Here is a 15,186-nt window from a genome sequence, read left to right as displayed (position 1 = left end):
TTGTAACGGAAAACCCTTTCACTGTCTGCTTATTTTTTCAGCAAATCCGCACCGATTCGGTTATACGCGGCCATTTCTTCTTTTGGAACCATGCTTCCTCCCGTTCCCCAGACGACATGTACGGCATGTTCCATGTTATATTTCTGACTATAACGCCTTCCCTCTTCTGTCGAAAAAAGCTGAATCAGCCCGAACATGCCGGCAAGACCAGAGGGCTCTAAATATTTATTTTCAGATACAGCCAGCATATGAAGGAAGGTATAAAGCGTATTGTCCTTTACCGTATAACAGCCGCTCAGAAGAGGTTCGATCAGCTTGCCGACAAATCCTGACGGCCTCCCTACGGCAAGCCCGTCAGCAGCCGTCCGATTATCCAGGCCGATATCCTGGACAGAAATCTTCTCGTGAAGGCCGGAATAAAGCCCCAACAGCATACACGGTGAATGAGTCGGCTCCCCGAAAAACACATGAACATGGTCTCCATATAAAAGCTTCAGCCCGAATGCCACACCACCCGGCCCTCCGCCGACGCCGCACGGCAGATACACAAACAGCGGCGTCTCAAGACTCGGTTGTATATTCATACAGTCAAGCTGGGTTTTTAATCGGCTTGCAGCAACAGCATATCCTAAGAACAGCTGACGGGAATGTTCATCATCAATGAAATAACAGAATGGATCTTGTTCCGCCTGTCGTCTCCCTTCTTTCACCGCTTCACTGTAATCTGATTCATACTCCATGACGGTGACACCCTTTTGGCGAAGGAGATCCTTTTTCCACTGCTTAGCATCGGCGGACATATGCACTGTCACACGAAACCCGAGTTTGGCACCGATGATGCCGATGCTTAACCCCAGATTTCCTGTCGAACCCACAGCAATCGAATAGCGCGAGAAAAACGCGGCAAACCGCTCTTCATGTAAGATGCGGTAATCATCGGTTTCCTGAAGCATTCCTTCTTGAAGTGCCAGCTTTTCAGCATGCTTCAGTACTTCATAAATCCCGCCCCGCGCTTTAATCGACCCTGAAATCGGAAGCTCATGGTCGCACTTTAAAAGCCATCTTCCCGGAAATGGCTGCTTGTATGCCGCTTCCAGATTTTCCTTCATATGCTGCATCTCAAAAAGCGGAGACTCGATCATTCCTTTGGCATCTTTCGTCTCAGGAAACACCTCAGCAATATAAGGAGCAAACCGCCGCAGCCTTTTTTCCGCCTCTGCTATCTCACTTTCCCACTCATCTGCATCGAATAACGGGCCCTCTTTCTTGCCCGGATTTGCCCAGAATACAGGCTCTGCATCAATCAGTTTCTGAATAAACGGATCTTTGAGCAGAACATGAAGGGCTTCTTGATTGATTGACATCCAATGGTTTCTCCCTTCCTCTATAAAAACTGCCTGTGACTATGCCAACAAACCAACTCGCTACAGGCAGTTCCATCGTTATTTTTTCATAAGTACCCGTCCTGCCAGCTTTTCAACGAGAGCTGGAAACAACTGATACAGCTTGGTGCCGGCATTCATTAAACGCGGAAGATTGATCTCCCGTTTGTTGGTTAAAATAGCAGCTGTAATTTGAGCTGCCACGTCATCAGGATCAAGCATCCACCGGCCTACATTTTTGACGTAGTCCCCGTCTTTATCAGCAATGGAAAAAAAGTCCGTCTGAATCGGTCCCGGATTGACTGTTGTCACATAAATGCCGGTTCCCGCCAGCTCCATCCGCAAAGCGTTTGAGTAGCCGAGCACGGCATGTTTTGTCGCAGAGTAAAGGCTCGACTTCGGTGTTGCAATTTTCCCTGCTTGAGAAGCGATGTTGATGATATGGCCCTTTTTTTGCTCAAGCATATGCGGAAGCACCGCTTTTGTACAGGCGATCAAGCCGAAGACATTCACATCAAACATCGCTTTCATGTCATCCAGTGTCGAGTCTAAAACCGTTTCAAATATACCGAAACCCGCATTGTTGATCAGTACATCAACCGAGCCGATCTGATTGCGGACACGGTCGATATCCTCTAGGCGGCCGACATCCAGAGGAAAAATCTCACACTGTCCGCTCCATTCCTCGGTTATTTTCCTTTTGATTTCAATCAAACGATCCTCACGTCTTGCCGACAGCAGGACATGGGCTCCTTCAGCAGCGCATAAATATGCAATTCTTTCACCAAGCCCTCCTGAAGCGCCGGTTATCCAAATCCGCTTTCCCGCTATATGTTTCATCCATTTCACCTCTTCATTGTTCTAAAGTATGCAGCATTTCCTTCCCAATATGACGTGATGGCTTCTTCAGCCGCCAACACATCAAGATGCCCTGCTGTTTCTGACATCGTTAAAAATAATTCCTTTTCATACACAGCAGGAAAAAGCTGCTGGCAGACCTGAAAAGCAGTCATCGGCTTTTCATCCAGCATGCCCCGCACATCCTCCGTCCTGTTCCTCTGTTTGTCAAAACGCTTCTCAATCAGCGCCTGAACGCTGGTGATTGTCTCGCCGTGACCGGGAAACACGATTGTTGGATCAAGTTCAGACAGCCTTCCCAACGACCGCTGATAATCGACTAAAGGCTTTGACCTTATGTCTCCCGCTTTCGGCGCTTCCAGAATCGGGTTAGACGAGCTGTTGGCCAGCAGAAGATCGCCGCCAAGCATTCTCCCGCTTTTTTCATGGAAAAGAACGATATGCGATTCAGCATGTCCAGGCATCTCCAAAACCGACCAGCCCTCAAGCCCATCAATACTCATACCTTCTCTGACTGTTTTCGTCAGGGATCTCGTACAGGAAAATGCGTACGCGGACCGAATGAGCTTTTCCGCCTTCCCCGTATCAAAAGGAACGCCTAATTCTGGCAGCAGCTTTTGAAAAAAACGTTTTTGCCAATCCATAAAAGCCTGATCTCGACTGATATAAGGTTCGTTAAACGGATGTCCGATCACTTCGATTTCATCAGAAAAGACATCAAGCAGGCCTGCATGATCAGCGTGATGGTGAGTCAGTACAACCTGCTCGATATCTGACATTTTCACATTTACAGCGCCAAGCTGCTCTTGAAGGGCTCTGACAGCCTCCTTTGTATTCGGCCCGGCATCGATAAGTGTCAGCGCATCACCTTTTATTAGGTAAACGAGAACATCGCCGACAGCAAATGGCGTCGGGACGCGGATCGCAATTACATCTGCAGTTGTCATCCTTTTGCTCCTTGTCTTCATTCATTATTCATATTTTAGCTTTTTCTCGGTCTTGTGTCATTATTGCCGAATGAGAACGGCCCTTTTTGAAAAAGCTATTGACATTAGCTTGTCCGCCATTGCATAATGAACAACAAACTAAAACGAGAACCATTGGAACGCTATGACGAGGAATAGTATACAAGACAATGGCCAAAGAGAGCGATATCCCCGGCTGAAAGGTATTGCGGCCCGCTTGTTTGTAGAACCTGCCCTCAGAGCGGTTAGGAAAACCTAAACGTTTCCCGCGTTACGGGATTTGAGCTGAGCACAATCTGTGCTAATGAGGGTGGTACCGCGAACCTTTTCGTCCTTTACGTGATGAAAAGGTTTTTTGTTGTTCTGATAGAAGGAGGATATCAATGAAAAAGATAGGATTTGTCGGCGCCGGGTCCATGGCAGAAGCAATGATCAACGGTATTTTGCAAAGCGGCATCACAAAACCAGAACATATCTATATCACAAACCGCTCAAATGATGAGCGTCTGATTGAATTAAAGGAAACGTACGGCGTGCGTCCATGCAGAGATAAAAATGAGTTTTTCACTCAAACCGATCTCATCATCCTCGCTTTTAAACCGAAGGACGCGGCGGAAAGCATTGACAGCATCCGTTCGTATCTCAAGGACCAGCTTGTGATTTCAGTGCTTGCAGGCCTTACCATCGAAGCCATTCAGCACTATTTTGGCAGAAAGCTCGCGGTCATTCGCGTCATGCCTAATACATCAGCAGCCATCAGAAAATCAGCAACCGGATTTTCTGTAAGCGCTGAAGCAAGCCAGGATGATATCACCGCAGCAAAGGCTTTATTGGAAACAATCGGTCATGCCACACTGGTTGAGGAACGGCATCTTGATGCTGTCACAGCGATCGCCGGCAGCGGTCCGGCCTACGTGTACCGTTATATTGAGGCAATGGAAAAAGCGGCGCAGAAAGTAGGATTGGATGAGGAAACAGCAAAAGCACTCATTTTGCAGACAATGGCAGGGGCAACAGATATGCTCCTTCAAAGCGGCAAACAGCCCGCACAGCTCCGCAAGGAAATTACAAGCCCGGGAGGCACAACAGAGGCAGGTCTTCGTGCTTTACAGAACTCCCGCTTTGAAGAAGCAATTATTCACTGTATTGAAGAAACCGCTAAACGCAGCGCGGAGCTCAAAGAGCAGTTCGCCGGTGCTGCCTTAGAGAGGCATTCATAGATGTAAGCAAGACAGAAGGCACAATGCCATCTGTCTTTTGTTTTTCCTAAAACAGCTTGCCGGCAGTTTCTGATTGTTTTAATAGCGCGGAGATCGTAAACGAAAGCAGGTCGGGAAGCACTTCAAAGGAATAAGGCAAATACAGTCTTTCCGTCCATTTGTGCGGGTCTTTTCCAGCCGGGCCGACATTTAAAACCGGTACATATAAAGCCTGGTCTTTGCCGCTTGGCAGCGAATATCCTCTGTTAAAGAGCGGCATATTGCTTGTGTATGCATCAACCTCCTGCTTTCCGAGCTGCAGATAGCTTAAGTCTGAAAGTCCTGGGAAGTACTGAACCTCCCGTAATGCAATGCCGTATCTGTCAGCCGCATAATGCATAAGCTGGTCAGCTGTATTCCTGATCAATTGATCGTCCTTTGAAGAAACAGCCGGATAAAACGGCGGACTGTAAAAAAGAACAATAAGCGGCGCATCCTCCTTACAAAGCGCAGCAAGCTCAGATACAATTTTCGTCGAAAAATCCCTGTCTCCAAGATCTCCCCTGTTGGCAAAGGCATAATTCAGAACCCGCTCGGTTTCAGAATTTCCAGCACGCTTTTTCGCACGCGCGATCAGCTCATCAAATGTCAAAACAGAGACAGCGCGTTCCATCGGCGTAAATGACTCAAATTGCTGAAAATCCTGTGTTTTCTTTCGAATGTTCGCAGTTATTTCCTCCGCCGCCTGTTCGGCGGTTTTAAGCAGCATCTGATGCAGTGCACTGGCCGATCGTTTCATTGACAGCACATTAAATAACGTGACAGCTGTATGCGGTGTCTGAACAGAATACGCCTCTTTCAAGTCCTTTTGCATTAAGTTTACCGGCGGCGGAGTGACTTCACCATCAACCTTTTCGCAATAATCCGCATTCAGCTCAAGCAAGCGGTTAATCTCAGATACCATTAAATTTGCATTTATGCCTGAAAACGGCTCTCCGACATGAGTTTCAATCCCCTTGCAGAAAAATCCCGCAAGCACCTTGCCAATGCTTCCTGAGTAAAAATATTGCTGCTGGTCGCCGGGAAATTTTTCAAACATCGGTTCAGCATTCAGGCAAGCTGTTAATGTAATATCATACTTTTTCTCCATTTCCTTCAGTACAGGAACCGCTTCAATCATGCCTCTTGAATTAACTTCCTCGTCAGGAACCGTAATCAAAAGCAGATTGCCTTCAAATTGGCCGTTCATTGCCCGCTCCAGCATCGACAGCTGAACCGCAAGCCCCGCTTTCATATCCATCGTCCCTCTTCCGAACAGCCAGTCACCGCTTTCAGCGTCTGTTCTGACACGCTCCGGAAGCAGCTCTTTTTTCTCTAAAAAGGAGCTCAACAGCTCAGCAGGCTTACATGCCATATGTTTGAATTCTCCGTAATCCTCTATGTCCACGACATCAAAATGACTCAGCAAAAGCACTGTCTTTTTGACATTCTTCTTTTTGACAAGAGCCGTAAGAAAGGATCTGCCGTCGTCCATCGTATGAAGTGTTACATCATCTGGATGTTTTTGAAAATAAGGCATGTCCTTCAAAATAAAATAAAGATATTCTGCAAGCGCTGCCTCTCCCTTCGAACCGGTGATGCTTTCGTATTGCACAAGAGAAGTTAAAAGGGTCAGCAATTCGTCCTTCGTCTGCCAATTCATCGATTTCCGCCCCTCCTATGTATAAAAACGCTTCTAGCTTGAAAAATAAGATGATTCCCTGTCTATTATACAGAAATGTTTGACAAAAACGGATCTTTTGAGCAGTTTATATGACGGGAAAGAAATGACTTGATATAATCAATCTCTAAAAACCTTACGGGAGGCGAAAGAAATGGCCAGAAAATTATTCACACCTATTACAATTAAAGATATGACGTTAAAAAACCGCATCGTCATGTCGCCAATGTGCATGTATTCTTCTTATGAAAAGGATGGAAAATTAACGCCGTTCCACATGGCACATTACATATCTCGCGCAATCGGCCAGGTCGGGCTGATTATTGTGGAGGCATCAGCGGTTAATCCTCAAGGACGAATTACAGACCAAGACTTAGGGATTTGGAGCGACGAGCATATCGAAGGCTTTGCCAAATTGACTGATCAGGTCAAAGAACAGGGGTCAAAAATCGGCATTCAGCTTGCCCATGCCGGACGTAAAGCAGAGCTTGAAGGAGATATTTTCGCTCCATCTGCGATTGCGTTTGACGAACAATCAGCAACACCTGTAGAAATGTCAGCAGAAAAAGTAAAAGAAACGATCCAGGAATTCAAACAAGCGGCAGCCCGCGCAAAAGAAGCCGGCTTTGATGTGATTGAAATTCATGCGGCGCACGGATACTTAATTCACGAATTTTTATCTCCGCTATCCAACCATCGTACAGATGAATACGGCGGCTCACCAGAAAACCGCTATCGTTTCTTACGAGAAATCATCGATGAAGTCAAACAAGTATGGGACGGCCCTTTATTTGTCCGTGTATCTGCTTCTGACTATACAGACAAAGGCTTAGACATCGCCGATCACATCGGTTTTGCAAAATGGATGAAGGAGCAAGGTGTTGACTTAATTGACTGCAGCTCAGGCGCCCTTGTTCATGCAGACATTAATGTATTCCCAGGCTATCAGGTCAGCTTCGCTGAGAAAATCCGTGAACAGGCTGACATGGCAACTGGTGCTGTCGGCATGATTACAGACGGTTCAATGGCTGAAGAAATTCTGCAAAACGGACGTGCCGACCTTATCTTTATCGGCAGAGAGCTTCTGCGAGATCCATTCTTTGCAAGAACTGCTGCAAAACAGCTTAATACAGAGATTCCGGCCCCTGTTCAATACGAAAGAGGCTGGTAATGTCCAAAAGAGATATCCTCAACCGGATATCTCTTTTTTTATTTTTTAGAGAAACGATCAGCTCAGGTTCTCCGTCTCCCTAGTAGAACCAATTAGAGGAGATGACTCCAATGAACTTAGCTTGGATGGAAAAGACATATACAATTGACGGATGTGCGTTTCATACACAACACCGGAGAGGATCAAGCGGTGTAACGATTGTCTTTGAGGCCGGCTACGGTACTTCTTCTGAGACGTGGGAACCATTAATGGCGGACATTGATGATGAATTTGGCATTTTCACATATGATCGGGCAGGAATAGGGAAAAGCGGACAAAGCAGCGCTAAACGAACAGCTGAACAACAGGTGAAAGAATTGGAGAGTTTGCTTAAAGCAGCAGATGTAAAACCTCCTTATTTGGCTGTTTCTCACTCATACGGGGCTGTGATCACCGGTTTATGGGCCAGCAAAAACAGGCGCGATATTATCGGCATGGTCCTCCTTGATCCAGCTTTAGGAGATTGCACAAGCTTCTCCTTTATTCCTGAAGAAATGCACAAAGCATACACAAGAAAGATGATGCTTGAGGGCACACATGCAGAATTTTCAAAAAGCCTGCAGGTTCTCAAACAACAGCAAGTCCATTTAGGAAACATGCCTCTCCTTGTGTTGTCATCGGGTGAACGGACTGAGAAATTCGCTGCTGAACAGGAGTGGCAAAACCTGCACAGCAGCATATTGTCTCTATCTAATCAAAGCGGCTGGATTCAAGCTAAAAACAGCTCGCACAACATCCATCATGATGAACCTCATATCGTGCATTTGGCTATTTATGACGTATGGTGCGCAGCGTGCCAGCAGGCCGCGCCTCTTTACCAGGCAGTCAATTAACATAAAAAAAGACCGGGCTGTAAGACGCCCGGTCTTTTTTGTTATTTTGTTTCACGATGAAGGGTATATTTCTTTAAACGCGGTGAATATTTTTTCAGCTCTAAACGGTCTGGGTTGGTGCGTTTATTTTTTGTTGTGATGTAATTTCGGTCTCCCGTTTCAGTGCAGGCTAAAGTAACATTTACTCTCATATTAACATCTCCTTATAAAGCGTAATGATTACGTTTTATTATACAATGTAATCTCAGATTGTCAAATAAGAGTTTTTTTCAGCCACGTGGGACGTTTACCTCTAAGAAATCATACGCCGCCACGCTGTTTGGGAAAACGTCTGCCGCTTCTTTTTGAAGCTCCAGAGAGGCATCTCCCTGATATCTGGCGCTGATATGGGTTAAAATGAGCTGCTTCGCCCCGGCTTCTTTCGCTGTTACAGCTGCTTGTTCCGTTGTACTGTGGAAATAATCATAAGCAAGTTTCCTATCTTCCTTAGCAAATGTCGCTTCATGAACAAGCACATCACAATCCCTTGCAAGCTCTTTTAACTTGTCACTTACTCTCGTATCTCCGGAAAACACCACAGCCCTGCCCTTTTTAGGAGGCTCCAGAAAATCATTTCCATTGATGATGCGCCCGTCTTCCAGCGTTACCGTTTCGCCTTTTTTGATTTTTTGATACACAGGTCCGGGCGGGATGTTCATTTCCTTTAATAAATCCGCCTTTAAGGAACCAGGCACGTCTTTTTCCTGTACGCGGTATCCGAAGGCTTCCACTCCATGAATAACTGATACTGCCGTGACAATAAACTGATCGTCTTCAAACACGATTCCTTCTTCGATTTCCTTGATCACAAGCGGATATGTCAAATGGGTTTTCGTGACGGCAAGGCTTGTTTCAATAAAAGCCTTGATGCCTTTTGGCCCGTACACTGTCAGCTCGTCTTCACCACCTTGAAAGGAACGGCTCCCCAGAAGCCCTGGAAGCCCGTAAACATGATCGCCGTGCATGTGGGTAATGAAGATTTTTTCTATTTTACGAGGTTTAATCGTTGTATGTAAAATTTGATGCTGTGTGGCTTCCCCGCAGTCAAACAGCCATATCGAACGCCTTTCTTCAAGCAATTTTAATGCCACCGACGTTACGTTTCTCGCCTTGGCGGGAATGCCTGCTCCTGTCCCTAAAAAAAGTAATTCCACATTTCCTTCCTCCTACTAGAACTAGTTACCTACAAGAATACAGGATCATGCGACAAATGTGAATCTTGCCTCTGAAAGGAACAATCCTTTCGTTCTAGAAACATTTTTACGGCATTCAGCAAAAAATGGGCTGAAATGTTTGCTTTCGTTGAATTTTAGATTTAAAATGAAGGAAATATACGGGGTGTACTAAAATAAAGCTTCGAATAAAGTGAGGTACTTTTAGTGAATACAAACCAACAACCAAAAGCAGTAATTGTCATATTCGGTGCAACGGGAGATTTAGCAAAACGAAAACTGTATCCGTCTATTCACCGTTTATATCAAAACGGACAAATCGGAGAAGAGTTTGCAGTTGTAGGAGTTGGAAGAAGACCTTGGTCTAATGAAGATCTTCGCCAAACCGTTAAAACATCCATATCCTCATCTGCAGATAAACATATAGATGATTTCACGTCTCATTTTTACTATCACCCGTTTGACGTGACAAATCCTGGATCTTATCAAGAGCTTAACGTATTGCTTAACCAGCTGGAAGATACATATCAAATTCCGAACAACAGAATGTTCTACTTGGCAATGGCTCCTGAATTCTTCGGGACAATTGCAAAAACATTAAAATCAGAAGGTGTTACAGCAACAACAGGCTGGTCCCGCCTTGTCATTGAAAAGCCGTTCGGCCATGATCTGCCAAGCGCACAGGCACTGAACAAAGAAATCCGCGAAGCGTTTACAGAAGATCAAATTTACAGAATCGACCATTATTTAGGCAAACAAATGGTTCAGAACATTGAAGTCATTCGATTTGCCAATGCGATTTTCGAACCGCTTTGGACCAACCGCTATATCTCAAATATTCAAATTACATCAAGCGAATCACTTGGCGTTGAAGACCGTGCAAGATATTACGAAAAATCAGGCGCCCTGCGCGACATGGTGCAAAACCATATTATGCAAATGGTTGCCCTTCTTGCAATGGAGCCGCCGATCAAATTGAACACAGAAGAAATCCGAAGCGAAAAAGTGAAGGTTCTGAGAGCTCTGCGCCCTATTGCAAAAGACGAAGTGGATGAGTACTTTGTGCGCGGACAATATCAAGCCGGTGAAATTGACGGTGTATCGGTTCCTGCTTATACAGATGAGGATAATGTCGCTCCTGACTCAAATACAGAAACGTTTGTTTCAGGCAAGCTCTTGATCGACAACTTCAGATGGGCTGGTGTTCCATTCTATATCCGCACCGGAAAACGAATGAAAGAAAAGTCCACAAAAATCGTTGTTCAATTTAAGGACATTCCGATGAACCTGTACTACGGCAATGAAAACAATATGAATCCGAACTTGCTCGTCATCCATATTCAGCCTGACGAAGGCATTACGCTTTACTTAAACGCTAAAAAGCTTGGCGGGGCAGCACACGCGCAGCCAATCAAACTGGATTACTGCAGCAATTGCAATGACGAGATGAACACCCCTGAAGCATATGAAAAATTAATTCACGACTGTCTTCTTGGCGATGCAACAAACTTTGCTCACTGGGATGAAGTTGCCCTATCTTGGAGCTTTGTCGATTCCATTTCTGAAACATGGGCAGCAAACAAAACCTTGTCTCCTAACTACGAATCAGGCTCTATGGGACCGAAAGAATCAGATGATCTTTTGGCGAAAGACGGCTTGCACTGGTGGAATATATAAAACGAGAAAAGCCGAAAATGCTTGTGAGCATTTTCGGCTTTTTTTGCAGCTGTCAAGACTGCCATATCCCTTAAGACATTCTTTAATAACAAAAACCCCCGAAGCTTAAAGACTTCGGGGGTTTCTATTGATCACTTCATCCATTCAGTATGGAAGATACCTTCTTTATCAGTACGCTCATAAGTATGGGCGCCAAAGTAGTCACGCTGTGCTTGGATTAGGTTTGCAGGCAGTACGGCTGTACGGTAGCTGTCATAGTAAGCTAATGCGCTTGAGAATGACGGCACCGGCACACCTTGGGCAACTGCAAGTGAAATCACTTGGCGAAGCGCTCCTTGGTAGCTTTCCACAATATTTTTGAAGTAGCTGTCTAGAAGCAGGTTATCAAGCTCAGGTTCGCGATCGTAAGCTTCTTTAATCTTTTGAAGGAATGCTGCGCGAATGATGCAGCCGCCGCGGAAGATCATAGCGATTTCGCCATATTTCAGATCCCAGTTATATTCTTCAGAAGCAGCTTTCATTTGGGCAAATCCTTGCGCGTAAGAACAAATTTTACTCATGAACAGCGCTTTTCTGACTGCTTCAATCAGCTCTTCTTTATTTTCCGTAACAGGCTTCACTTCTGGCCCTGAAAGAATGCCGCTCGCTTTCACACGTTCTTCCTTCATAGCTGAGATAAAACGCGCGAATACAGACTCAGTAATAATCGGAAGCGGAACACCTAAGTCAAGCGCGCTTTGGCTTGTCCATTTTCCTGTTCCTTTTTGGCCTGCTTTATCAAGAATCACATCAACAAGCGGTTTGCCTGTTTCTTCGTCTTTTTTCGTAAAGATATCAGCTGTAATCTCAATCAGGTAGCTGTCAAGCTCACCTTTATTCCATTCAGCGAAAACTTCGTGAAGCTCATCAGCTGAAAGACCGAGCACCTGTTTCAGAATGAAGTAAGATTCAGAAATCAGCTGCATATCTCCGTATTCAATACCGTTGTGGACCATTTTCACATAATGGCCGGCACCGTCTGGACCGATATATGTGGTACAAGGTTCTCCGTCAACTTTTGCAGAAATCGCTTCAAGAATCGGCTTCACAAGCTCATGTGCTTCTTTTTGTCCGCCAGGCATGATAGAAGGCCCTTTAAGCGCTCCTTCTTCTCCGCCGGAAACGCCTGTTCCGATAAAATGAATGCCGCTTTCAGCGAGCTCTTTGTTACGGCGCTGTGTATCTTTATAGTATGTATTACCGCCGTCAATTAAAATATCATCCTTTTCTAGATGAGGAAGAAGAGATTGAATTGTCGCATCTGTTGCAGTTCCCGCTTTAACCATTAATAAGATTTTGCGCGGTGTTTCCAAGGATTGGACAAACTCTTCAATGCTGTATGTGCCAACAACATTTTTGCCTTTTGCCTCCTGCAGAAACTCCTCAGTTTTACTGCTTGATCTGTTGTAAACAGAAACAGAAAATCCCCGGCTTTCGATATTTAAAGCCAGATTTTTACCCATGACCGCAAGACCGATAACTCCGATTTGTTGTTTTGACATATTCTAACGTCCCTTCTGCAAACGTTTAATCATTTTAAAATTTAAATTAAAATAAAATGATATTTATAATAAAGAAATTACCATACTTCCACCCTTTTTTTCAAGCTATTCAACTTTTCTTTTCATCCTGAAAAAAATCTTTATTAAAGCTTGTTCCCTTCGTTTTGCTCTCCTCTTTTTTTATCCTTGCCCCTTTTCTGATCAGTTTGGAGCCGTACTTATCATTCAGCTTTTCCATCATCTGCTGAATTGGCTCATCCTTCGCTTCTTCATTAAAACTGAACAAATCGAGCTGCTTATAGGCCTGCTCTTTTTCTACTAAATCAGTTCCGGTAATGCCAAGCAGCCTGACAGGATTTTTATTCCAATGTTTAAAAAAGAGGTGCTCCGCTTCTTTCATAATTTCATTTTTTTGATCGATCGGATTTTTCAGCGTGATACTTCTCGTGATGGTTTTCCAATCTGCATATCTAATCATAATAAAAAGCTTCGAAGCCATGACTTCCTTGCGCTGTAAGCGGTCACTAACGGAAGCGGCCAGTTTTCTGAAAACGCCTAACAGCTCTTCTTCATCACTGGAATCATGTGATAGTGTCGATGAGTTGCCGACGCTTTTAAATTCGTAAATGCGCTCCGGGTCAACTGGCGCATGGTGAATGCCGTTTGCTTTATTTTTAAGGCGCGGCCCATTGATGCCCAGCAGACGTTTCAGCGAGTGCTCATCAGCTGCCGCTAGCTCTCCAATCGTATGAATGCCGAGTCCCTTCAGCTTTTCCGCTGTCTTTTTGCCAACTCCGTGCATCTCTCCAACAGGAAGCGGCCAAAGGATATCAGGCACTTGTCTTTTTCTTAAAACCGTGATGCCTAGCGGCTTTTTCATATCAGACGCCATCTTAGCAAGAAATTTATTCGGCGCGATTCCTATGCTTGACGGAAGCAGCAGCTCTTTTTGCAGCCTGCTTTGGATTTCTATTGCCGTCTCCAGAGCGCGGCTGCTGTATGGTGTATCAGTCATGTCCATATAGCCTTCGTCGATGGAGACAGGCTCCACCAAGTCAGTATATTCACGAAGGATGTTAAACATCGCTCTTGAAGAGCTTCTATAGCGGTCAAAATTCGGCGGAAGAACGATAAGTTCAGGGCAATTGCGCTTCGCTTCCCAAACCGGCATCGTTGTTTTGACGCCGCGCGCTCTTGCTTCGTAGCTGCATGTCACCACGATGCCCTTTCGCTCCTTTACGTTTCCGGCAACTGCAACCGGCTTCCCTCGGAGGGCCGGGTCATATGCCATTTCCACCGATGCGTAAAAACTATTCATATCAATATGGAAAATAATTCGGCCCTTTCCAAGCATAAATAAATCTCCTTTCCGTTCATTAGACAACGGCTTGTACATATAGTAAAATGAAGGTATTGAATGGATGTGATTACAATGTTTGTGGAATCGATAAATGACGTTTTATTCTTAGTCGATTTTTTCACAATTATTCTTCCGACTCTGACGGCAATCGGGATTGCATTCCTCTTACGAGAGTGCCGTGCCGGCGAGCAATGGAAATCAAAACGAACAGATGAACATCAGACGGTCTTTCAAATTAACCGAACAGACTTTCTTATTATTATATATCATCGCATTACAACTTGGATACGTAAAGTCTTCCGCATGAATTCGCCTGTGAACGATGATGAAGACGCCAGTTCTCTTCTTTTATAAACCGCATTTATAAAAAGGAGGAGAACAAATTGTTAAAAACATATCAAAAACTTTTGGCTATGGGTATCTTTTTGATCGTATTATGCTCGGGAAATGCTGCTTTCGCGGCGACTAATCAGGTGGGAGGCCTCAGCAACGTCGGTTTTTTCCACGACTATTTAATCGAACCGTTTTCTGCTCTGCTTAAGGGTGTTGCCGGGCTGTTTCACGGAGAATACGGACTGTCTATTATTCTCGTCACCATTATTGTGCGTGTCGTTGTACTGCCTTTGTTTGTCAATCAGTTCAAGAAACAGCGCATGTTCCAAGAGAAAATGGCCGTTATTAAACCTCAGGTTGACAGCATTCAGGCCAAATTGAAAAAGACGAAGGAGCCGGAAAAGCAAAAAGAACTGCAAATGGAAATGATGAAGCTGTACCAAGAGCACAATATTAATCCGCTTGCCATGGGATGTCTCCCAATGCTGATTCAGTTTCCTATTGTGATTGGGTTTTATTACGCGATTCGCTCTACACCTGAAATTGCGTCACACTCGTTTTTATGGTTCAGTTTAGGACAATCTGACATTCTCGTGTCTCTTAGTGCGGGAGCTATGTACTTTATCCAAGCCTATGTCGCTCAAAAACTGAGCGCGAAATATTCCGCTGTCCCGCAAAACCCGGCGGCGCAGCAATCTGCAAAACTGATGGTGTTCATCTTCCCTGTGATGATGACGATTTTCTCGCTTAATGTTCCGGCAGCCCTTCCGCTGTACTGGTTCACAAGCGGGCTGTTCCTGACAGTGCAAAACATCGTCCTTCAGATGACGCATCATAAAAGTAAAAAGACAGCCGGTCTTACTGAGCCGGTCAAATAATGAAACAACCCCGAGCAAA

14 protein-coding genes and 1 other annotated feature are annotated in these 15,186 nt (G+C 45.0%); of the genes, 6 read left to right on the top strand and 8 right to left on the bottom strand.

Annotated elements, in window-relative coordinates; genetic code table 11:
• Window positions 1-29: 29 nt before the first annotated feature.
• The 3 genes from dsdA to CVV77_RS01035 form a co-directional block, all read right to left on the bottom strand.
• Window positions 30-1,364, bottom strand: a complete 1,335-nt coding sequence (dsdA, locus tag CVV77_RS01045) for a D-serine ammonia-lyase (RefSeq protein WP_100274445.1) — start codon at window positions 1,362-1,364, stop codon at window positions 30-32.
• 78 nt (window positions 1,365-1,442) lie between these two features.
• A complete protein-coding gene (locus tag CVV77_RS01040; RefSeq protein ID WP_019258824.1) occupies window positions 1,443-2,222 on the bottom strand; it encodes an SDR family NAD(P)-dependent oxidoreductase in 780 nt (259 codons plus the stop codon).
• A gap of 5 nt (window positions 2,223-2,227) precedes the next feature.
• Window positions 2,228-3,187, bottom strand: coding sequence for an MBL fold metallo-hydrolase (locus CVV77_RS01035; protein WP_100274444.1), 960 nt, complete (start codon window positions 3,185-3,187; stop codon window positions 2,228-2,230).
• A gap of 154 nt (window positions 3,188-3,341) precedes the next feature.
• Window positions 3,342-3,544 (top strand) — a binding site (T-box leader).
• 44 nt (window positions 3,545-3,588) lie between these two features.
• Here CVV77_RS01035 and proC point away from each other — a divergent pair.
• Window positions 3,589-4,425, top strand: coding sequence for a pyrroline-5-carboxylate reductase (proC, locus tag CVV77_RS01030; RefSeq protein WP_100274443.1), 837 nt, complete (start codon window positions 3,589-3,591; stop codon window positions 4,423-4,425).
• Window positions 4,426-4,471: 46 nt separating this feature from the next.
• On the opposite strand, the gene CVV77_RS01025 is transcribed toward proC, so the two are convergent.
• The gene (locus CVV77_RS01025; RefSeq protein WP_100274442.1) at window positions 4,472-6,106 is read right to left on the bottom strand and encodes a M20/M25/M40 family metallo-hydrolase; all 1,635 of its coding nucleotides are present in this window, start codon (window positions 6,104-6,106) and stop codon (window positions 4,472-4,474) included.
• Between the two features lie 172 nt (window positions 6,107-6,278).
• Between CVV77_RS01025 and namA the strand changes: the two genes are divergently transcribed.
• Both namA and CVV77_RS01015 read left to right on the top strand, forming a co-directional pair.
• Window positions 6,279-7,295 carry an NADPH dehydrogenase NamA gene (namA, locus tag CVV77_RS01020; RefSeq protein WP_019258828.1) on the top strand — a complete coding sequence of 339 codons (1,017 nt, stop codon included), beginning with the start codon at window positions 6,279-6,281 and terminating at the stop codon, window positions 7,293-7,295.
• 110 nt (window positions 7,296-7,405) lie between these two features.
• On the top strand, window positions 7,406-8,167 hold the full coding sequence (locus CVV77_RS01015) for an alpha/beta fold hydrolase (RefSeq protein ID WP_100274441.1): 762 nt from the start codon (window positions 7,406-7,408) through the stop codon (window positions 8,165-8,167).
• A gap of 41 nt (window positions 8,168-8,208) precedes the next feature.
• Here the strand turns inward: CVV77_RS01015 and rpmG are convergent, their stop codons facing one another.
• Window positions 8,209-8,358, bottom strand: a complete 150-nt coding sequence (gene rpmG, locus CVV77_RS01010) for a 50S ribosomal protein L33 (protein WP_003226511.1) — start codon at window positions 8,356-8,358, stop codon at window positions 8,209-8,211.
• Between the two features lie 78 nt (window positions 8,359-8,436).
• Window positions 8,437-9,360, bottom strand: a complete 924-nt coding sequence (rnz, locus tag CVV77_RS01005; protein ID WP_100274440.1) for a ribonuclease Z — start codon at window positions 9,358-9,360, stop codon at window positions 8,437-8,439.
• A 225-nt stretch (window positions 9,361-9,585) separates the two neighbouring features.
• Between rnz and zwf the strand changes: the two genes are divergently transcribed.
• A complete protein-coding gene (zwf, locus tag CVV77_RS01000) occupies window positions 9,586-11,055 on the top strand; it encodes a glucose-6-phosphate dehydrogenase (protein ID WP_100274439.1) in 1,470 nt (489 codons plus the stop codon).
• 131 nt (window positions 11,056-11,186) lie between these two features.
• Here the strand turns inward: zwf and gndA are convergent, their stop codons facing one another.
• Both gndA and CVV77_RS00990 read right to left on the bottom strand, forming a co-directional pair.
• Window positions 11,187-12,596, bottom strand: a complete 1,410-nt coding sequence (gndA, locus tag CVV77_RS00995; protein ID WP_100274438.1) for an NADP-dependent phosphogluconate dehydrogenase — start codon at window positions 12,594-12,596, stop codon at window positions 11,187-11,189.
• A gap of 109 nt (window positions 12,597-12,705) precedes the next feature.
• A complete protein-coding gene (locus CVV77_RS00990) occupies window positions 12,706-13,950 on the bottom strand; it encodes a DNA polymerase IV (RefSeq protein WP_100274437.1) in 1,245 nt (414 codons plus the stop codon).
• Window positions 13,951-14,022: 72 nt separating this feature from the next.
• On the opposite strand from CVV77_RS00990, the gene mifM reads away from it, so the two are divergent.
• Window positions 14,023-14,310, top strand: a complete 288-nt coding sequence (mifM, locus tag CVV77_RS00985; protein WP_080010842.1) for a membrane protein insertion/folding monitor MifM — start codon at window positions 14,023-14,025, stop codon at window positions 14,308-14,310.
• Window positions 14,311-14,339: 29 nt separating this feature from the next.
• On the top strand, window positions 14,340-15,167 hold the full coding sequence (locus tag CVV77_RS00980; protein ID WP_100274436.1) for a membrane protein insertase YidC: 828 nt from the start codon (window positions 14,340-14,342) through the stop codon (window positions 15,165-15,167).
• Window positions 15,168-15,186: the final 19 nt, after the last annotated feature.

Origin of the sequence: Bacillus sp. SN1, from assembly GCF_002796895.1 — a bacterium.
GTDB lineage: Bacteria > Bacillota > Bacilli > Bacillales > Bacillaceae > Bacillus > Bacillus inaquosorum.
Note: the sequence above shows the minus strand (reverse complement) of the source record. Positions and strands in the feature narration are given on the sequence as shown.

Excerpts from the sequence above, each read along its gene's own strand:
- namA (WP_019258828.1), top strand. The coding sequence starts at position 6,279 with ATGGCCAGAAAATTATTCACACCTATTACAATTAAAGATATGACGTTA.
- CVV77_RS01040 (WP_019258824.1), bottom strand. The coding sequence starts at position 2,222 with ATGAAACATATAGCGGGAAAGCGGATTTGGATAACCGGCGCTTCAGGA.
- rpmG (WP_003226511.1), bottom strand. The coding sequence starts at position 8,358 with ATGAGAGTAAATGTTACTTTAGCCTGCACTGAAACGGGAGACCGAAAT.
- gndA (WP_100274438.1), bottom strand. The coding sequence starts at position 12,596 with ATGTCAAAACAACAAATCGGAGTTATCGGTCTTGCGGTCATGGGTAAA.
- proC (WP_100274443.1), top strand. The coding sequence starts at position 3,589 with ATGAAAAAGATAGGATTTGTCGGCGCCGGGTCCATGGCAGAAGCAATG.
- CVV77_RS01035 (WP_100274444.1), bottom strand. The coding sequence starts at position 3,187 with ATGACAACTGCAGATGTAATTGCGATCCGCGTCCCGACGCCATTTGCT.
- CVV77_RS00990 (WP_100274437.1), bottom strand. The coding sequence starts at position 13,950 with ATGCTTGGAAAGGGCCGAATTATTTTCCATATTGATATGAATAGTTTT.
- CVV77_RS01025 (WP_100274442.1), bottom strand. The coding sequence starts at position 6,106 with ATGAATTGGCAGACGAAGGACGAATTGCTGACCCTTTTAACTTCTCTT.
- CVV77_RS01015 (WP_100274441.1), top strand. The coding sequence starts at position 7,406 with ATGAACTTAGCTTGGATGGAAAAGACATATACAATTGACGGATGTGCG.
- dsdA (WP_100274445.1), bottom strand. The coding sequence starts at position 1,364 with ATGTCAATCAATCAAGAAGCCCTTCATGTTCTGCTCAAAGATCCGTTT.